This window comes from Streptomyces chartreusis, assembly GCF_008704715.1.
Taxonomy (GTDB): Bacteria; Actinomycetota; Actinomycetes; order Streptomycetales; family Streptomycetaceae; genus Streptomyces; species Streptomyces chartreusis.
This window is the reverse complement of record NZ_CP023689.1, coordinates 3,735,898-3,755,186: the sequence shown is the minus strand read 5'-3', so window position 1 is coordinate 3,755,186 and position 19,289 is coordinate 3,735,898. Positions and strand designations below refer to the sequence as shown.

Sequence of the window (19,289 nt, the reverse complement as noted above, 5' to 3'; positions counted from 1 at the left end):
GCCGTGGGCGGACTCGGGGCCCGGAAGGGGCTGGTCAAGTGAGCACCATGAACGACTCCCTGGTCATCGCCAGACGGAATCTGATCCGCATGACCCGGATTCCCGAGATGATCCTTTTCGGGCTGATCCAGCCGGTGATGTTCGTGATCCTGTTCACGTACGTCTTCGGCGGCTCGATGTCGATCGGCGGCAGCACCGACCCGGACGTCTACAAGAACTTCCTGATGGCCGGCATCTTCGCGCAGACCGTCACGTTCGCCACCGCCGGTGCGGGTGCCGGTATCGCCGATGACATGCACAAGGGGCTCATCGACCGGTTCCGCTCGCTGCCGATGGCGCGGGGCGCGGTGCTGACCGGCCGCACCGTCGCGGATCTTGTACAGACGGCTCTGACCTTGCTGGTCCTCGCGATCGTTGCTCTGCTCGTCGGCTGGCGCCCCGGATACGCGGAACCGACGAACTTCGGGAAGGTCATGGCCGGCTTCGGCCTGCTGCTTCTGCTGGGATACGCCTTCACCTGGATCGGCGCCCTGATCGGTCTGTCCGTCCGTACGCCGGAGGCGGCGACGTCGGGAGGGCTCATCTGGCTCTTCCCGGTGACCTTCATCTCGAACGCGTTCGTGGACTCGAGCCAGATGACTCCCTGGCTGAGACACATCGCCGAGTGGAATCCGTTCAGCGCGACCGTGCAGGCGTGCCGTCAGTTGTTCGGTGATCCGGGGCTCTCTCAATCCGATGCCTGGCCGATGCAGCATCCGATCTGGGCGTCGGTGATCTACTCGATCCTGATCGTCGTCATCTTCCGCACGCTCGCGGTGCGCAAATACCGCCGGGCGGACGGTTGATCGCCCATCGTCCGGCACAACGAAGAAGGCCCCGTCGCACAATCCCTGGGCGGGGCCTTCTTGTTCGCCGGCCTACGGCGGAGGTCGGCTCAGGCCGGCAGACAGGCCGGGACGTCCGCAGTGGACGAAATCACCTCGGCCTGCAGCCAGCCGGCCGTGGGATAGCCGTTGACCGCCGTGACGACGAGATAGAAGATGCCGTCGCCGACGGGGCTCTGCACGGTGCACGCGGCAGAGACGTTGGTGCCGCCGATCAGCGGAGTGATGACATCGGCGTTGTTCTGCGGGGCGGCGAGAAGGTTGGACGTCTCGACACCGACCTGGGGGAGGGTGTCGGCTCCCGTGAGGCCCCCGCGGCCAACGGTGTGATTGCTTCCCGTGACGTGCCCGGTGCCGGTGAGGATCTGGCCGCACGAGGCGTACGTGTTGGTGTTGTTGCTTCCCTGGATGTTGATGTAGCACGGGCCGGACTGGTCACCCGGGTTCGCGGCGGGGGCGGGGGCGGCGGTGGCCGTACCGACAGTGCCGGCGAGAGCCAGAAGCGACGTGGCCATGGTCAGCGTGAGGCGCTTGAGCAGCATGTTTCACTCATTCCACATGATCTCACTGAGCATTACGTCGTCATCATGGCTTTTGATCGGATATGGGTCGCGGAGGCGTCACTGAGGCCTCGCCCGGTTGGCTCACAACAGCCAATGCAATGAGCCGAGTTGTCGGTGGATATGACTTTCGGCCCGGGCGCATGGCGAAGCCCCCGGCGCCGGGAGGCGGCGGGGGCTCGTGGAAGACCGGTGCTGAGTGCCCCGAGGGCGGATCAGCCGTTGTAGGGCTCGGCCTTGAGGATCTTCACCGAGGCGATCTTGCCGTTCGGCAGCTCGTACTGGGCGTCCTCGCCGACCTTGTGGCCGATCACGCCGGAGCCCAGCGGGGACTGCGGCGAGTACGTCTCGATGTCGGAGCTCGCGTACTCGCGCGAGGCGAGCAGGAAGGTCGTCGTGTCGTCCTCGTCACCGTCGAAGGCGATCGTCACGACCATGCCGGGCGCCACCGCACCGTCCGCCGACGCCGGCGCCTCGCCGACCTGGGCGTTCTCCAGGAGCTGGGTCAGCTGGCGCACACGGAGCTCCTGCTTGCCCTGCTCCTCCTTGGCCGCGTGGTACCCGCCGTTCTCGCGCAGGTCGCCCTCCTCGCGCGCGGCCGCGATCTTGGCGGCGATCTCCGTGCGCGCAGGACCAGACAGGTACTCCAGCTCGGCCTTGAGCTGGTTGTACGCCTCCTGGGTCAGCCAGGTGACGTTCTCGCTGGTCTGGGTCACAGGTGCTCCTCGTCGGTACTGGGAATACAAAGCATCGCCCTACCCAGAAGGATGTTCCTTCACGGAAGGGCGAAACCACGAGCCTAACAATTCAAAGGCCGAAGGGGGAGGACATAAGCCATCAGATTCGCATCAACGCAGGTCAGCGCCTACGTATTCCGGACCGATCCGGTCGATGTCGACCAAGGTCGGTCGGATTCGGGCGGTTGGATCAGTCGGAGTGGCAGCCGAGCAGTTCGGCCGTCGTTCCCTGGGACGTCGTACGGAGCGTGACGACCTTGTCGATCCGGGTGGCGTCGCCGTCGAAGCGGAAGTCGGCCCGGCCCACCTCGGCACCGTTCTCCGCCTGGGAGCGCAGGGTGCAGTAGCCCGAGGCGCCGGCGTCCTTGCGGACCTCCAGATGCACCTTCACCGCGTCCGTCTGGGCGTCGAACTCGATCACCTCGGCGCTGATCTTGTTCTGGCCGACGTAGTAATAGGCGAAATAGCCGATCAGCGCCAGGAGCAATGCCCCGAGGACGCCGCCGACGACCTTGAGTGTGCGGTCGGCGCGCGCGTCCGAGGAGCGGCCGTAACGGCCCTCCGGCACTCGGGTGCTCGCCGTACTCATGATCGTCCTCTCCGCCGGGGCGGGACCGATGTTCCAGAAAGAGGGACCTGCGGACCGTACCCCGGAATTATCCGCCCCCCGATTCGGTCACTATAGAAGCCGCCGATCGCACCGGGGCACACCGGGGCGCCGACTACGAGGATTGAGTCTTGACTGACCAGCTGCGACTGATGGCCGTGCACGCCCACCCCGACGACGAGTCGAGCAAGGGCGCGGCCACCATGGCGAAGTACGTGTCCGAGGGGGTGGACGTGCTGGTCGTGACCTGCACGGGCGGGGAGCGCGGCTCCATCCTCAATCCGAAGCTTCAGGGCGACAAGTACATCGAGGAGCACATCCACGAGGTACGCAAGAAGGAGATGGACGAGGCCCGCGAGATCCTCGGGGTGAAGCAGGAATGGCTCGGCTTCGTCGACTCCGGCCTGCCCGAGGGCGACCCGCTGCCGCCGCTGCCGGAGGGCTGCTTCGCCCTGGAGGACGTCGACAAGGCGGCCGGTGAGCTGGTGAAGCAGATCCGCTCGTTCCGTCCGCAGGTGATCACCACCTACGACGAGAACGGCGGCTACCCGCACCCCGACCACATCATGACCCACAAGATCTCGATGGTGGCCTTCGAGGGCGCCGCGGACGCCGAGAAGTACCCGGAGGCGGAGTTCGGCCCGGCGTACCAGCCGCGGAAGCTCTACTACAACCAGGGCTTCAACCGGCCCCGCACCGAGGCGCTGCACAACGCGATGCTGGACCGCGGTCTGGAGTCGCCGTACGGGGACTGGCTCAAGCGGTGGGACGAGTTCCAGCGCGCCGAGCGCACGCTCACCACGCATGTCCCTTGCGCGGACTTCTATGAGATCCGCGACAAGGCGCTGATCGCGCACGCCACGCAGATCGACCCCGACGGCGGCTGGTTCAAGGTCCCGATGGAGATCCAGAAGGAGGTCTGGCCGACCGAGGAGTACGAGCTCGCGAAGTCCCTCGTCGATACCTCCCTCCCCGAGGACGACCTGTTTGCGGGCATCCGCGACAATGCCTGACATGAGCGCAAGCGCAAGCCTGGCAATGACACAGCTCGTCACCTTCGCCAAGGAGGTGGACGAGGACAAGGTCACCCCCGGCGTCCTCGGTTTCATCGTCTTCGCGGTGATGGCACTGGCGGTCTGGGGCCTGATGAAGTCCATGAACCGCCACATGAACAGGGTCGAGTTCACGGAGGTCCCGGATCCGAAGGCGGATTCCGAGGACTCCGCCGAGGCGGCCGGCACGGCGAAGCCGCAGGGCTGACGGCCGGCCGGGCCGCAGCAGGCCTGACGGCGAAGATCCCCGGGGGCCCGGTACCTCTCAGTGCCGGGCGGCTGCCGCCACTCCCATGACCTCGCGTGCGTGGCGGTTCGGCACCATGCCGAGCCGCCAGGCCTGCCAGCCCTCCTCCAGGTTCACGCCGCGTTCCAGCAGCAGCTGGTACGCCTCGACATAGCCGTCCAGCTTCGCGTCGCGCAGGGGGTGGCCGGTGCGGGACAGCTGGGCCAGTTCCTCCTGGGCCACCGCCGTGCCGACCTCCACCCCGCCGGGGGCGGCGTACGGCAGCAGGGTGGAGCGCAGGAAGCGGGCCCAGTCCTCGCCGCGCCGGTCGCCGTACGACGCGAACAGGCCGATCGCGTCGTCGCACAGAGTCAGCGCCTGCTGGGTGCGGGTGTTCCCGGCGTCCACGACCGCCAGCTCCAGGCAGGTCCACGCCTCGCCGTGCGCGACGCCGATGCGCTGGAAGTCGGCGCGGGCGTCCACCAGGAGCTGACGGGCGAATCCGGAATTGCGCAGGGAGCCCGTCTGGGCCGCCCGCTGGTCGCGGGTCACCCGTGCCGAGTGGTGCCGGGCGCACGCGAGCCCGTACACGTCGCGCATCCGCGAGAACATCGTCCGCGACCGCTCCAGCTCCCGTACCGCGAGGTCGAGGTTGCCCGTCTCCTCCAGGGCCTGGCCCAGGTAGTAGAGGGACCACGCCTCGCCGCGGGCGTCCTCGTTGTCGCGGTGGCGGGCGGCCGCCTGGCGCAGGCCGTCCACCGCCGGGGACGGGTCGCCGGCGACCAGCCGGGCCCGGGACAGCTGGGTCAGCGCCCAGGCCTCGCCGCGGGCGTCGCGGGTGCGGCCGTACAGGTCCAGGGCCGCCCGCAGGTCCTCGTCCGCCCTCGGTACGTCGCCCATCCGCAGGCCCAGCTGGCCCAGCTGGAAGTGGGCCCACGCCTCGCCGTGCAGGGACTCGCCGGCCCGGTGCAGGGAAAGGGACTCGGTCAGCAGGTCCAGGGACTCGGCGACATGGCCCCGGTCGCGTTCCACCGCCGCCAGCGCGTGCATCGTCCAGGCGCGGTCCGTCGACAGCTCGGGCGCCGACTGGAGGTCCAGGGCCTCGCGGAGCTTGGCGGCCGCCTCGGTGAGGTTGCCCTGGTGGTGCAGGGTGATGCCGAGCGAGCACAGGGCACGGGCCGCGCCCGCGTCGTGCTGGGCCTCCATGTAGAGCTCGACCACCGAGGTCAGGGTCGCGCGGGCCTTGTCGAGTTCGCCGAGCTGCCGGGCCGCGATGCCGGTGCGCCACTGCACCGAGCGGACCAGCAGGCCCTTGTCCACGGCCTGCGCGAGCTCGCTGATCTCACCGAGCCGGTAGAGGTCGCCGCGCAGCAGGCAGTAGTCGCACAGGGCGCCCAGCAGGTTCAGCACCGCCGCCTGGTTGGCGTCCTCCGCGTGCCGCAGGGCCGCGGTGATGAAGCTCGACTCGTCGTCCAGCCAGCGCAGCGCGTCGTCCAGCGAGGTGAAGCCGTGCGGGCTGAAGCGGTCGGAGCGGGTCGACATGTTGCCGTCGACCAGTCGCAGCACCGAGTCGGCGAGGTCGGCGTAGTTCACGATCAGCCGCTCCTGCGCCGCCGTGCGCTCCGCGGGTTCCTCCTCGTCGAGGAGGCGGGCCTGGGCGAAGGCGCGGACCAGGTCGTGGAGCCGGTAGCGGTTGCCGCGGACGTGGTCGATGAGGCCCGACCTGGCCAGCTCCTCCAGATGACGGGTCGCCTCCGCCTCGTCCGTGGCGAGCAGGGCCGCCGCCGCTGCCGCGCCCAGCGAGGCCCGGCCCGCCAGCGCGAGCCGGCGCAGCAGCCGCCGGGCCGCCTCCGACTGGTCGGTGTAGCGCAGCCACAGCACCCGCTCGATCGGCTCCACCGGGCCGTACGCGCCGAGGTCCGTCGCCAGTGTGCGCGGTGAGCGCGGGCCGAGCGACGAGCCGGCGACGCGCAGCGCCAGCGGCAGGCCGCCGCACAACTGCCGGATCCGGTCGGCCGATTCGGCGTCGTAGGGGCCCGAGGAGTCCTGTGCGGCGGCGGTCAGCAGCTCTTCCGCGCCGGCCGCGTCCAGTGCCTCGACCGGGAGGTGGTGCACCCAGGCGGCGAGGTCGGGCAGGTCGAGGGGTTCGCGGGAGGTGACAAGGACCAGGCTGTCGGAGCGTTCGGGGACGAGGGTGCGGACCTGAGTTGCGTCCGGGGCGTCGTCCAGGACGACCGTGACGGGGAGGCCGGTGAGGTGCTGGTGGTAGAGCTCGCCGAGCCGCTTGACCTGCTGCTCCGCCGACGAGCGCTCACGGAAGAGGAGTTGCTCGCGGGGGGCGCCCAGCCGGTTCAGCAGGTGCAGCAGCGCGTCTCGTGTCGACAGCGGCGGCTCCTCCGTGGTGTCGCCGCGCAGGTCCACCACGCACGCGCCGCGGAACTGGTCCTTCAGCTCGTGGGCCGCGCGGACCGCCAGTGCGCTGCGGCCGCTGCCGGGCGGGCCGTGCAGGACGACGACCGTCGGCCTGGTCTCCGTACTCGCGCGTGCCGCCTGCACCCACTGCCCGATGCGGGACAGCTCCTGCCGACGGCCGGCGAACGGACCCGTCGGCTCGGGGAGTTGGGCGAACGACTGCTCCAGTACGTTGCGGCCGCGCGCGGCGGCGCTCTTGTCGGCGCCCCTCAGCCGCGGGCCCGTCTTCTTCGGGCCGGTGGACGCGCTGAGCACTCGCTGCTGGTCGAGGAAGGGGCGGATGCCGCGGACCTCCAGCGCCGTCAGCCATTGCAGGCGCAGCTGTTCCGGGCCGCCGGGCTGGCCGACGGCGCCCGCGCGCTGGTGTGCGGCGGGCAGATGTGTGCCGGCGACCTTCGCGACGGTGGCCGCGGCGCCGACGACGCCCACGGTGACGCCCGCGCCCACCGCGGTGCTCGCGCCGGTGCCGAGCGCCAGGTCGGACACGGCGGCCGCGACCGCGGCGACGCCGGCCACCATCAGGGGGGTGGCACCGCCCTCGCGTGCGAAGCGCTGCCCGAAGGTGAGCCGGCCGGCGTCCGCCTCGTCCAGCGCCCGGGTGTACGCCTCGTACTCCTCGGTGGCCGCCCCGGCCATGGCGTCGAGCGCGCCGCGGGCCCGCGACAGCAGCACCTGCCCCTCGATGCGGCCGCCCGAGCGCCGCACCTCCTCCTCGACGGCCCGAGCCAACAGCCTCTCGGCCTCAGTCCGATGGCTGTCCCGCATGTCACGTCCCCCTCCGGCAGCGATGGCGTTCTTGGTCAAGTGTGCTGCGGACGGGGCGTTGTGGGGAGAGGGCCGGGTGACGGGTGCCGGATGCCGCGGTGAAGGATGGGGCGACGGCGGCCGCGGTCAGGGGGCCGTGGCCGGGGGATCGGGGGACGTGACGTCGCCGTCCGGTGGACGCCTGACGCATGCCGGCGGGGGTACTGCGGCAGGATGGACCCCATGCCGAACCGACTGGCTCACGAAACGTCCCCCTATCTGCTCCAGCACGCGGACAACCCGGTCGACTGGTGGCCGTGGTCGGCCGAGGCCTTCGAGGAGGCTCGCAAGAGCGACAAACCGGTCCTGCTCAGCGTCGGTTACAGCAGCTGCCACTGGTGCCATGTCATGGCGCACGAGTCCTTCGAGGACCAGGAGACCGCCGACTACCTCAACGCCCACTTCGTCAGCGTCAAGGTCGACCGCGAGGAGCGGCCCGACGTGGACGCCGTCTACATGGAGGCCGTGCAGGCGGCCACCGGGCAGGGCGGCTGGCCCATGACGGTGTTCCTCACCCCGGACGCCGAGCCCTTCTACTTCGGCACCTACTTCCCGCCCTCACCCCGCCAGGGCATGCCGTCCTTCCGTCAGGTCCTGGAGGGTGTGCGCGGCGCCTGGACCGACCGGCGCGACGAGGTCTCCGACGTCGCCGGGAAGATCGTGCGCGACCTCGCCGGGCGCGAGATCTCCTACGGCGGCCCCGAGGCCCCCGGCGAGCAGGAGCTCGCGGCGGCGCTGCTCGGGCTCACCCGCGAGTACGACCCGCAGCGCGGCGGATTCGGGGGCGCGCCGAAGTTCCCGCCGTCCATGGCGATCGAGTTCCTGCTGCGCCACCACGCGCGCACCGGCGCCGAGGGCGCGTTGCAGATGGCCCAGGACACCTGCGAGCGGATGGCCAGGGGCGGCATCTACGACCAGCTCGGCGGCGGGTTCGCGCGCTACTCCGTCGACCGGGACTGGGTGGTGCCGCACTTCGAGAAGATGCTGTACGACAACGCCCTGCTGTGCCGTGTCTACGCCCACCTCTGGCGTGCCACGGGCTCCGAGCTGGCCCGCCGCGTCGCCCTGGAGACCGCGGACTTCATGGTGCGCGAACTGCGCACGAACGAGGGCGGGTTCGCCTCCGCGCTCGACGCCGACAGCGACGACGGGACCGGCAGGCACGTCGAGGGCGCGTACTACGTGTGGACGCCGGAGCAGCTGCGCGAGGTCCTCGGGGACGAGGACGCCGACCTCGCCGTGCGGTACTTCGGGGTGACGGAGGAGGGCACCTTCGAGGAGGGTTCCTCCGTCCTCCAGCTCCCGCAGCAGGACGAGCTGTTCGACGCCGGGAGGATCGCCTCGATCCGTGAGCGTCTGCTGCGGCGGCGCGCGTCACGCCCCGGGCCCGGCCGGGACGACAAGATCGTCGCCGCCTGGAACGGCCTCGCGATCGCCGCCCTCGCCGAGACAGGCGCCTACTTCGACCGCCCCGACCTCGTGGAGGCGGCCCTCGGCGCCGCCGACCTGCTGGTCAGGCTGCACCTCGACGAGCAGGCCCGTATCGCCCGGACCAGCAAGGACGGCCAGGTCGGCGCGAACGCGGGCGTGCTGGAGGACTACGCCGACGTAGCCGAGGGCTTCCTCGCGCTCGCGTCCGTCACCGGGGAGGGCGTCTGGCTGGAGTTCGCCGGGTTCCTGCTCGACCATGTGCTGGCCCGCTTCGTCGACGAGGAGTCCGGCGGCCTCTACGACACGGCCGCCGACGCCGAGCGGCTGATCCGCCGCCCGCAGGACCCCACCGACAACGCCGCCCCCTCCGGCTGGTGCGCGGCGGCGGGCGCGCTGCTGAGCTATGCCGCGCAGACCGGTGCCGAGCCGCACCGCACCGCCGCCGAACGGGCGTTGGGCGTGGTGAAGGCGCTAGGTCCGCGCGTGCCCCGGTTCATCGGCTGGGGACTCGCGGTCGCCGAGGCCAACCTCGACGGGCCGAGGGAGGTCGCGGTCGTGGGCCCGGCGACGGAGGACGCCGCCACGAAGGCCCTCCACCGCACGGCACTTCTCGGTACCGCGCCGGGCGCGGTCGTCGCCGTGGGGACTCCGGAGAGTGGCGAATTCCCGCTCCTCGCCGACCGCCCGCTGCAGCAGGGTCAACCTGCGGCTTACGTCTGCCGTAACTTCACCTGCGACGCCCCGACCACCGACCCCGAACAGCTGCGAACCGCTCTGACCAGGTAAAACGGAAGTGAGCAAAGGGCAGTTACGCAGCCTGTGTTCGAATTGTTCACTCTCGGGGCTCGTTGTGATGAAACGCGCTCTTCATCAAAACGGCCTGCGGGCTTCACAGATCCCCCTTAATGTCTACACAGTTCCGCGACAGATGTGACTCGCTGTCGCGGCAGGGGGCATTGGGATCTGGGGGGATCTGTTGCTGACGTCTGTCTTCATAGCCGTCGTCTCGCTGGCCTTGTTCTGGATGGCGGCTTTCACCCTGTGGTGGCAGATGCACGCGTGGCGTACGCCCGAGGTGCTCGCCTCCACCCGGTTCAGCAGACCGGACGGGGACGAACACCTGTCATTCTCGCTGCTGCTACCGGCACGGCACGAACAAGCCGTGCTCGACCACACGATCCAGCGACTGCTGGAGTCCACACACACCGACTTCGAGATCATCGTCATCGTCGGGCACGACGACCCGGAGACCACCGAGGTGGCCGAGAAGGCCGCCTCGCGTGATCCGCGCGTCCGCGTGGTCGTCGACACGCACGAGAAGAAGAACAAGCCGAAGGCCATGAACACGGCGCTGCCGCACTGCCGCGGCGACGTCGTCGGGGTCTTCGACGCCGAGGACCAGGTCCACCCGGAGCTCCTCGCGCACGTCGACCACGCCTTCCGCACCACCGGCGCCGACGTAGTGCAGGGCGGGGTCCAGCTGATCAACTTCCACTCCAGCTGGTACAGCCTGCGCAACTGCCTGGAGTACTTCTTCTGGTTCCGCTCCCGGCTGCACCTGCACGCGCAAAAAGGGTTCATCCCGCTCGGCGGCAACACCGTCTTCGTACGGACGGCCGTGCTCAGGGAGGCCGACGGCTGGGACCCCGACTGCCTCGCCGAGGACTGCGACCTGGGTGTCCGTCTCTCCAGCGTCGGCAAGAAGGTCGTCGTCGCCTACGACTCCGACATGGTGACCAAGGAGGAGACGCCCGGCAGCCTGATGTCGCTGCTGAAGCAGCGCACCCGCTGGAACCAGGGCTTCCTCCAGGTCTACCGGAAGAAGGACTGGCGGCAACTGCCCACCTTCGGGCAGCGGTTGCTCGCCCGGTACACCCTCATGACGCCGTTCATGCAGGCCTTCACCGGGCTCATCATCCCGCTCAACATCGCGATCGCGGTCTTCGTCGACGTGCCCGTGAGCGTCGCCTTCATCACCTTCCTGCCGGCCGTCACCGCGCTCGTCACGTTCGTCTTCGAGATCGTCGGACTGCACGACTTCGGCAAGCAGTACGGACTGCGCGTCCGCTTCGCGCACTACGTGAAGCTCGTCGTGGGCGGCCCCTTCTACCAGGTCCTCCTCGCCGGGGCCGCCGTCCGCGCCGTATGGCGTGAGCAGCGCGGCCGGAACGACTGGGAGCTGACCAGCCACGTAGGTGCGCATCTCGCCGATGCCGAAGTGGCCCGAGACCTCCGAGAGGACGTCCCCGCGTGACCTCCACCCTTCCCGCGGTGACCCCTGCCAAGGTCCCCGCGCAGCGGCAGCCTGCGCCTGTGGCGCGTCCGACCGGTCGAACGACCCCACCGCTCCGGCTGCGTTCGTCCCGGCCCGACCTGATCCTGTGCGGCGTACTCCTCGTCGCGATCCTCGTCGTGCAGGGCTGGAACATCTCCGACTACCCGACCCTCAGCGACGACGAGGGCACCTATCTCGCCCAGGCCTGGGCCGTCCAGGAGGGCCGGGGCCTGGCCCACTACACCTACTGGTACGACCACCCGCCGCTCGGCTGGATCCAGCTCGCCCTGCTGACCTGGATACCGGCCGCGCTCAGCCCCGAGTCGATGACCGTCGGCACCATGCGCGCCGCGATGCTCGTGATCAGCGCCGCAAGCGCGGTCCTCGTCTATGTGATCGGGCGGCGGCTGTCGCTGCCGCGCTGGGCCGCCGGGCTCGGCATGGTCCTGTTCGGGCTCTCGCCGCTGTCGGTCGTCCTCCAGCGGGAGATCTTCCTCGACAACCTCGCGGTGATGTGGACGCTGCTGGCCTTCGCGCTCGCCGCCTCCCCGAGCCGTCATCTGTGGCACCACTTCGGCGCCGGGATCGCCGCCGCGACCGCCGTGCTGACCAAGGAGACGATGCTCTTCGTCCTCCCCGCGGTCCTCATCACCATGTGGCGGCACAGCCACCGCGACACCCGCAAGTTCGCCGTCACCGGCGCGGTCACCGCCTGCGCGCTGATCGGCCTGTCCTACCCGCTGTTCGCCCTGCTGAAGGGCGAGCTGCTGCCGGGCAGCGGGCACGTCTCGCTGTGGGACGGCATCAAGTACCAGATGACCAGACCCGGTTCGGGCTTCATCCTCGACCAGGGCTCCGGCTCCTGGGGCGTCCTGCAGTCATGGCTCTACTACGACCGCGTCCTCATCGTCGGCGGACTCGCGGGCGGACTGCTGCTCCTGGTCACCTGGCGCTGGTCGGTGACCGCCCGTGCCCTGGCCGGCCCGTCGTTCACGGTGGTCATCCTCGCCCTGGTCGCCATGCGCCCCAGCGGCTATCTGCCCGCGATGTACGTCATCCAGGCGCTGCCGTTCCTCGCCCTGGTCCTCGCCGGAGGCACCGCGTCCGTCGCCCACGCCGTGCTGCGGCGATGGCGCTCCGAGGCCGAGCACCGGTACCTGACCGGCGGACGGTACGCCCTCGCGGCCGTACTCGCGATCTCCGCCGGCGCCTATGTCGTCCCGCGCTGGTACGACGGCGACCGCACCGCGGTCACCGCCGACGCCAACGCGCCCTACCGGGCCGCCTCGAAGTGGCTGTCCACCGAGGTGCCGGACCCCGGGGACACCCGCGTCCTCGTCGACGACGCGCTCTGGCTGGACCTGGTGCACGCCGGGTACGAGCCCGGGCTGGGCGTCATCTGGTTCTACAAGGCCGACCTCGACCCGGCCGTCACGAAGACGATGCCGCGCGGCTGGAAGGACCTCGACTACGTCGTCGCCTCCCCGACGGTCCGGCGCGACGCGGTCGACCTGCCCAACGTCAAGGCGGCCATCGAGCACTCGAAGCCGGTCGCCGTGTTCGGCCGCGGCGAGGACCGCATCGAGATCCGCCAGATCCAGACCGCCTCCGGAGGCGTCCGATGACCCAGGAATCCACCGCCCCCGGACAGCTCGGCGAGCCGTCCGTCGATGCCGTCGAGGTGCCCGAGCCGGGTGCCGTCACCATCGTCGTGCCGACCTTCAACGAGTCGGCGAACGTACGGCAGTTGCTGCATCAGATCACCGAGTCGGTGCCGTCCCGGCTGCCCTGCGAGGTCGTCTTCGTCGACGACTCCACCGACGACACCCCGCAGGTCATCGAGGAGGCCGCGCAGGACTGCCCGTTCCCGGTCACCGTCATCCACCGCGACGAACCCGTCGGCGGCCTCGGCGGCGCGGTCGTCGAGGGGATGAAGGCGGCCGGCTCGGACTGGATCGTCGTCATGGACGGCGACTGCCAGCACCCGCCGTCCCTCGTCCCGGAGCTGGTCGCCACCGGCGAGCGCGCGAACGCCGGACTCGTCGTCGCCTCCCGGTACATCAAGGGCGGCAGCCGGGCCGGACTCGCGGGCAGCTACCGCGTGGCCGTGTCGCGGCTGGCGACCTGGATGACGAAGTCCCTCTTCCCGCGCCGGCTGCACGGCATCAGCGACCCGATGAGCGGCTTCTTCGCGATCCGCCGCAGCGACATCGCCGCGGAGGCGCTCAAGCCGCTCGGCTACAAGATCCTGCTGGAGCTGGCGGTCCGCAGCCGCCCGCGCGCGGTCACCGAGGTGCCGTTCGTCTTCCAGGAGCGGTTCGCGGGCGAGTCGAAGTCCACGGCGGCGGAGGGCCGGCGCTTCCTGCGCCACCTCGCCGGGCTGCGCACGGCCGACCCGCTGTCCCGGATGGTGGTGTTCGGGCTCATCGGGCTCACCGGGTTCGTGCCGAACCTGGCCGCGCTGTGGGCGATGACGCACATGGGGCTGCACTACCTGCCCGCGGAGATCGTCGCCAACCAGTTCGGCGTGGCCTGGAACTTCCTGCTCATCGAGAAGCTGCTGTTCCGCGACCGGCGGCAGCACCGGCACTGGGCCGACCGCACCGCCAGGTTCGCGCTGCTCGCCAACGCCGACCTGGTGCTGCGCATCCCGCTGATCGCGCTGCTGGTGGGCCAGTTCGGGCTGGCCGTGCTGCCCGCGACCGCGCTGGCCCTGGTCATCACGTTCGTCCTGCGCTTCGTCGGTACCGAAGCGCTGGTCTATCTGCCGAGCCGTCGTTCAGGTCGGCGGCCCGGGAGCCGCACCGCAAGGAGAGCCGCATGAAAAAGCGCCTCGTCGCCACACACCGAAGAAGGACCGCACTGGTCGGGGTGGGCGCCCTGACCGCCGGTCTGCTCCTCACCTCGCCCCAGTCCGCCTCCGCCGCCAACCTCATCAAGAACCCCGGCTTCGAGACCGCCGGCAGCGACGACATGCCCTACTGCTGGAAGAAGTCCGGCTGGGGCGACAACGACTTCACCTTCGAGACCGTGGCCGACGCCCACTCGGGGTCCAAGGCCATGAAGGTCACGCTCACCCGCCGCGTCGAGGGCGACCGCAAGGCGCTCATCACCGAGTCCGCCGAGTGCGCGCCGGTCGTCACGCCGGGCAAGCAGTACGACCTGGGGCTCTGGTACAAGTCGACCACCCCCGACACCTCGGTCACCCTGTTCCGGCACGACGCGACGGCGGGCTGGCAGTACTGGACCGACCTCAAGACGCTGGAGATGGCGGCCGGCTGGACCGAGGCGACGGTACGCACCCCCGAGGTGCCCGCCGGCACCGACCGGATCGCCTGGGGCGTCTCGGTCTACGGCACCGGCTCGGTCACCACCGACGACTACACGATGGACCAGGTCGCCGACCCCGTCCCGGACCCGGTGTGCACGGGCACGGCCGAGGAGTGCGCGAACGGCCGCTGGGACGTGCTGCCCACGCAGAACCCGGTCCGCTCCATGCACTCCGTCGTCCTCAACAACGGCAAGGTGCTGCTGATCGCGGGCTCCGGCAACAGCGAGCAGATGTTCGAGGCGGGCACGTTCACCAGCGCGGTCTACGACCCCGAGAACGGCACGTACAAGCAGATCCCGACGCCGAAGGACATGTTCTGCGCCGGGCATGTGCAGTTGCAGGACGGCCGGGTGCTCGTGATGAGCGGCAACAAGGGCTATCCGTCGGCCGACGGCACGATCGGCTACCAGGGCTACAAGGACTCGTACATCTTCGACCCGGTCACCGAGACCTACGGCAAGACCAACGACATGAACGACGGCCACTGGTATCCGTCGGCGACCGTCCTCGGCAACGGTGACGTGATCTCCTTCGGCGGTCTGAAGGAGGACTCGACGGGTTCGGTGACCGCCGAGCTGTGGTCGGACGCCGAGCAGAAGTGGCTGGAGCTCTGGAAGGTCAACCAGACCTGGTCGTACTGGGGTCTGTACCCGTCGATGATCCTCATGCAGGACGGCCGCCTCTTCTACTCCGGCAGCCATGTCTTCGGCAACAACATCCCCGGCACGGGTTCGGCGATCTACGACTACGGCGCCAACACCGTCACCCAGATCCCCGGCCTGCAGAAGAAGGACGAGCGCGACCAGTCCGCGAGCGTGCTGTTGCCGCCGGCCCAGGACCAGAAGGTTCTCACCATCGGCGGCGGCAACATCGACTCCAACCCGGACGCGAACCGTCTCACCGACGTCATCGACCTCAAGCAGCCCAACCCGTCCTACGTCGCCGGACCGCCGCTGCCGCAGGGCACCGTCGACCTCGGCAACGGCAAGATCCCGCAGACCGGCAACCAGGGCAAGATGTACGTCTCCGCCGTGCTCCTGCCCGACGGCAAGGTCCTGGAGACGGGCGGCGCGCTGCACAACCGGGCCGATCCGGTGTACGAGTCGTCGATCTACGACCCGGCGACGGGCACCTTCGACCCGGTGGCCGCGGACCCGGAGGAGCGCGGCTACCACTCCTCGGCGTTCCTGCTGCCCGACGGCCGGGTGATGGCGACGGGCGACAACCCGGGCAACGGCAGCTGGAACCACGACGTGTCGGTCTACACCCCGCCCTATCTCCTCAAGGGCGAGCGCCCGAAGATCACTTCGGTGATCGACACCGAGTGGACCTACGGCGACACCCAGCGCATCACCGTCGACCGCCCCATCGCCAAGGCCGAGCTGATCCGCCCGGCGGCCGTGACCCACTCCTCGGACCCCAACCAGCGGTTCGTGGATCTGCCCCTGTCCGTCGACGGCGCCAACGTCGACCTGAACGTGACGAGCAACCCCAACCTGGCCCCGCCCGGCTGGTACATGCTCTTCGCGGTTGACGCGGGCGGCGTGCCGTCGGTGGCCAAGTGGGTCCATCTGCAGGGTCCTTCGGCACTGAGCGCCACGGACTCCTCGGCGCATGTCCACGACTTCGCCGGCAACCTCAAGGGCAAGGTCACGGGCCCCGGCAAGAAGCGCACCTCGCAGAAGGTCGGCCCGACCGTCTCCGGCTGCGACCGCCACTACGGCTCCGTCAACGTCTGTGTCCCGACGGACTTCCCGCCGGCCGTGAAGGCGACGACGAAGTCCCGCTGCGACTGGCTGAAGAAGAACGACTACGGCCGTCTGAAGGTCAACGGCAGGGACGACCCGCTCCGCCTCGACCCGAACAGGGACCAAATCGCCTGCGGGAAGGGTGATGTGACCCGGCGCTAGTTCGCGTAGTCGGCGAGGGCGCGCTCCACGATGGCCACCAGCTGCTCGTGGTGCGCGCCCTTCCAGTACGCCCGCTTGCACTGTGTGCACTGCGCGAACACGTCGTACGACCGCTGCGTCCCGCCCTGCAACTGGTCCGCGACCTCCTCCTTGGTCGCCTCCTTGAGCAGCCCGTTGCATGCGGTGCAGCGGGTCCAGGGGCGCAGCTCGGGGCGGAACCGGTCGAGGATGTCGTGCAGTTGGTCCTCGGGCCGCGTGCTGTACACATACGCGCCGGCCCACAGCTCACGGCGCCGCAGCAGCCCCCGGTCACGGCTCAGCATGACCCGCTTCTCGGCGGCCGACAGCGCGGCGAGCGCGGGGTCGCCGATGTCGGTCGACTCGTACGCGGTGTCCACGCCGAGCAGACGCATCCGCCGGGCGAGGGTGCCGAGGTGGACGTCGAGCAGGAAGCGCAGGGGAGCGCCGGGCACCCGCTGGGGGCGTGCCACGGGCCGTACCGACACGGATCCGCCCGCCGCGGGGACGTACGACACCGGCATCTCGCGGCCGTCCACGACGACGGCACCGACCTCGGTGAGCGGGACGCCGAGGGACTCCACGACATGGCCGAGGGTCGAGACGCCGTCGGTGGTGATCCGGGCGGCACCGTCCTGGCGCCGGCCGTTGGGCAGGAACACCCGCAGCTCGGGGGCGAACTCGACATGGATCTCGGGACCGTTCACCCGGTCAGGATGACACGGCGGGGGGTGCGGGCCTCAGCTCTTTTTCGCGGGGAGGCCGTGCTCGATGACGTCCAGGGCCCGGTCCACCAGATCGCGGAGTTCGTCCCGGCAGTCGTTCTCCGCCCAGGTGATGTTGGCCTCCATCAGGCCGCCGACCAGGGACATCGCGTAGACCCGCACTTCCAGGGAGTCCGCGTCCAGACCGTGGCGCTCGGCGATGGCACCCCGCAGCATGCGTCCGGTGGCCGACATGCTCTCGATCATCCGGGCGCGGACGGCGGGGATCTGGACCGCCAGGTGCGCCCGGATCCGGACGGCCTCGGGATCCACGGCGAGCAGCTCGTCCATGGACCTGTGGAGCACGTACCGCACCGAGTCCAGCCAGGACTCCGACGCGGGCCGGGCACGCAACTCCTCCAGCATCAGAGGGTCGTACTCGTCCGTGAGGACGATGTCCTCCTTGGTCGGGAAGTAGCGGAAGACGGTGGACGGCGACACCTCGGCGCGCTCGGCGATCTGCTCGATCGTGGTGGCGTCGTAGCCCTGTTCCTTGATCAGCGCGTACGTCGCGTCGCGGATCGCCGTCCGGGTCTTGATCTTCTTCCGCTCACGAAGCCCCAGCTGGGGAGGGTCGGTCGGGGGAGAGGACTGTGCGGGGGTCATGGGTGTCATTGTCGGGCATCGGCCCGCTCGGCAGCCATGTCCGGGGCCCCGGGCTCCTCCGCATCCGGTGTTCCCGGCAGGAACGCGGCCGCCAGCAGGGCGGAGACCAGGGCCGCGATCCCGCACACCAGCAGCACGATGCCCATGCCGTGGACGTACGCGCTGTTCGCGGAGGCCGCGAGCTGCGCCGAGCCCGCCCGCTCGGCGACCAGGTGTGCCGCGACCACGGACTCCCCGGCGGTGTCGGCGGCGCCCGCGGGCAGCCCGGTGACGTCGAGCCGGTCCCGGAAGGCGCCGGCGAGCAGGCTGCCGAGCAGGGCGATACCGATCGCGCCGCCCACCTGACGCAGGGTCATCAGCAGCCCGGAGCCGCTGCCGGCCCGGTCCCGGGGCAGGGCGCTCAGACCGCCGTTCATGGCGGGGATGAGCGAGAGGCCGAAGCCGAGGCCGGTGATGGTGAGCCACAGCGCGACGAATCCGTAGCCGGAGTCCACCGTCGTACGGCTGCCGAGGAACCCGGCGAAGGCCAGCACAACCAGGCCCGCGCTCACCGCGGCCCGCGCACCGAAGCGGGCGACGACCTGCGGGGCGAGACGGGAGGCCACCAGCAGTCCGCCCATCATCGGCAGCAGCCGCACGCCGGTGCCCAGGGCGTCGTGGCCGAGGACGGCCTGGAGGTAGGGCGGCAGAACGAACAGCAGGCCGGTCAGGATGAACGTCACCAGGGTGGCGGCGACGGTGTTGAACAGGAAGCCGCGGTGGGCGAGCAGCGTCATGTCGAGCATGGGGCGCTCGACCCGGCGCTCGCGCACCACCAGTGCGGCGATCAGGAGCACGGCCGCCCCGAGCGTGCCCAGGACCAGCGGGTCGCCCCAGCCCCGGGCGGGCGCCTCGATGATGCCGTAGACGAGGGCGCCGAGCCCGGTCGCGGCGAGTGCCGTGGAGACGGTGTCGACCTTGGGGGAGGCGGGGTCCTTGGTCTCGGGGAGCAGGAAGAGGCAGGCGGCGATGCCGATCGCGGCCATCGGGACGTTGATCAGGAAGACCGAGCCCCACCAGAAGTGGTTCAGCAGCCAGCCGCCGATGATCGGGCCGAGCGGCAGGCCGAGCGCGGAGGCGGCGGAGGCGATGCCGACGGCCTTGGTGCGTTCCTCGGGGCCGAAGAGCGTGGGCAGCACGGACAGCGAGAGCGGGGTGACCAGGGCCGCGCCGACGCCCATCACCGCGCGTGCGGCGATGACCGCGTTGACGTCGCCGGCCAGCGCGCCGACGAGCGAACCGGCGAGGAAGACGCCGAGCCCGGTGATCAGCATCCGCCGCCGCCCGAACCGGTCGCCCAGCAGGCCCGCGGGGAGCATCAGCGCGGCGAAGACGACGACGTACGCGTCCGCCATCCACTGCTGCTGGCCGGTGGTGGCGCCGAGGTCGGCGGCCATCGTCGGCAGCGCCACATTGAGGATCGTCATGTCGAAGCCGAGCGTGAGCATGCTCGCGACCAGGGCGCCGAGCGCCCACCAGCGGCGGGAATCTGTAGTGGCAGTAACCATGAAATGAGAGTAGCTCTCAAAAAGGAGCTGCTGTCAACATGTGGAGGGCGCGAAAAAGGGCCACG

Annotated in this window: 15 protein-coding genes; 8 read left to right on the top strand and 7 right to left on the bottom strand. The window is 70.2% G+C overall.

Features of this window, described 5'->3' with window-relative positions:
* The first annotated feature begins 47 nt into the window (after positions 1-47).
* Entirely contained in the window at positions 48-845 is a 798-nt protein-coding gene (locus CP983_RS15805; protein WP_107903638.1) for an ABC transporter permease, read from the top strand.
* An 89-nt stretch (positions 846-934) separates the two neighbouring features.
* Here the strand turns inward: CP983_RS15805 and CP983_RS15800 are convergent, their stop codons facing one another.
* The 3 genes from CP983_RS15800 to CP983_RS15790 form a co-directional block, all read right to left on the bottom strand.
* Positions 935-1,426: a hypothetical protein gene (locus CP983_RS15800; protein ID WP_150500008.1), complete on the bottom strand. Its 492-nt coding sequence runs from the start codon at positions 1,424-1,426 to the stop codon at positions 935-937.
* Positions 1,427-1,659: 233 nt separating this feature from the next.
* The gene (greA, locus tag CP983_RS15795) at positions 1,660-2,160 is read right to left on the bottom strand and encodes a transcription elongation factor GreA (protein ID WP_030951085.1); all 501 of its coding nucleotides are present in this window, start codon (positions 2,158-2,160) and stop codon (positions 1,660-1,662) included.
* 211 nt (positions 2,161-2,371) lie between these two features.
* Positions 2,372-2,770 carry a DUF4307 domain-containing protein gene (locus CP983_RS15790; protein ID WP_125528530.1) on the bottom strand — a complete coding sequence of 133 codons (399 nt, stop codon included), beginning with the start codon at positions 2,768-2,770 and terminating at the stop codon, positions 2,372-2,374.
* 149 nt (positions 2,771-2,919) lie between these two features.
* Here CP983_RS15790 and mca point away from each other — a divergent pair, with 149 nt between their 5' ends.
* A complete protein-coding gene (gene mca, locus CP983_RS15785; RefSeq protein WP_107903628.1) occupies positions 2,920-3,801 on the top strand; it encodes a mycothiol conjugate amidase Mca in 882 nt (293 codons plus the stop codon).
* Positions 3,794-4,048, top strand: a complete 255-nt coding sequence (locus tag CP983_RS15780) for a hypothetical protein (protein WP_167537712.1) — start codon at positions 3,794-3,796, stop codon at positions 4,046-4,048. Before mca ends, CP983_RS15780 begins: the two co-directional genes overlap by 8 nt.
* Before the next feature lie 57 nt (positions 4,049-4,105).
* Here the strand turns inward: CP983_RS15780 and CP983_RS15775 are convergent, their stop codons facing one another.
* The gene (locus CP983_RS15775) at positions 4,106-7,303 is read right to left on the bottom strand and encodes a tetratricopeptide repeat protein (RefSeq protein ID WP_150500004.1); all 3,198 of its coding nucleotides are present in this window, start codon (positions 7,301-7,303) and stop codon (positions 4,106-4,108) included.
* 222 nt (positions 7,304-7,525) lie between these two features.
* Here CP983_RS15775 and CP983_RS15770 point away from each other — a divergent pair, with 222 nt between their 5' ends.
* The 5 genes from CP983_RS15770 (at position 7,526) to CP983_RS15750 (ending at position 16,289) form a co-directional block, all read left to right on the top strand.
* On the top strand, positions 7,526-9,559 hold the full coding sequence (locus tag CP983_RS15770) for a thioredoxin domain-containing protein (protein ID WP_150500002.1): 2,034 nt from the start codon (positions 7,526-7,528) through the stop codon (positions 9,557-9,559).
* Between the two features lie 190 nt (positions 9,560-9,749).
* Entirely contained in the window at positions 9,750-11,027 is a 1,278-nt protein-coding gene (locus CP983_RS15765) for a glycosyltransferase (protein ID WP_150500001.1), read from the top strand.
* Entirely contained in the window at positions 11,024-12,673 is a 1,650-nt protein-coding gene (locus tag CP983_RS15760; protein ID WP_150499999.1) for an ArnT family glycosyltransferase, read from the top strand. Before CP983_RS15765 ends, CP983_RS15760 begins: the two co-directional genes overlap by 4 nt.
* Positions 12,670-13,872, top strand: a complete 1,203-nt coding sequence (locus tag CP983_RS15755) for a glycosyltransferase (RefSeq protein WP_150499997.1) — start codon at positions 12,670-12,672, stop codon at positions 13,870-13,872. Before CP983_RS15760 ends, CP983_RS15755 begins: the two co-directional genes overlap by 4 nt.
* Positions 13,869-16,289, top strand: coding sequence for a galactose oxidase early set domain-containing protein (locus CP983_RS15750; RefSeq protein ID WP_150499996.1), 2,421 nt, complete (start codon positions 13,869-13,871; stop codon positions 16,287-16,289). The genes CP983_RS15755 and CP983_RS15750 overlap by 4 nt, the downstream gene beginning before the upstream one ends.
* Here the strand turns inward: CP983_RS15750 and CP983_RS15745 are convergent.
* From CP983_RS15745 to CP983_RS15735, 3 genes are read right to left on the bottom strand one after another with little or no spacing between them, the layout of a single operon-like run.
* Positions 16,286-17,014, bottom strand: a complete 729-nt coding sequence (locus CP983_RS15745; protein ID WP_150499994.1) for a Mut7-C RNAse domain-containing protein — start codon at positions 17,012-17,014, stop codon at positions 16,286-16,288. The two genes, CP983_RS15750 and CP983_RS15745, sit on opposite strands and share 4 nt — an antisense overlap.
* Positions 17,015-17,047: 33 nt before the next feature.
* Positions 17,048-17,677: a TetR/AcrR family transcriptional regulator gene (locus tag CP983_RS15740; protein ID WP_150499992.1), complete on the bottom strand. Its 630-nt coding sequence runs from the start codon at positions 17,675-17,677 to the stop codon at positions 17,048-17,050.
* A 5-nt stretch (positions 17,678-17,682) separates the two neighbouring features.
* Positions 17,683-19,224: a DHA2 family efflux MFS transporter permease subunit gene (locus CP983_RS15735; protein ID WP_150499990.1), complete on the bottom strand. Its 1,542-nt coding sequence runs from the start codon at positions 19,222-19,224 to the stop codon at positions 17,683-17,685.
* Positions 19,225-19,289 lie beyond the last annotated feature (65 nt).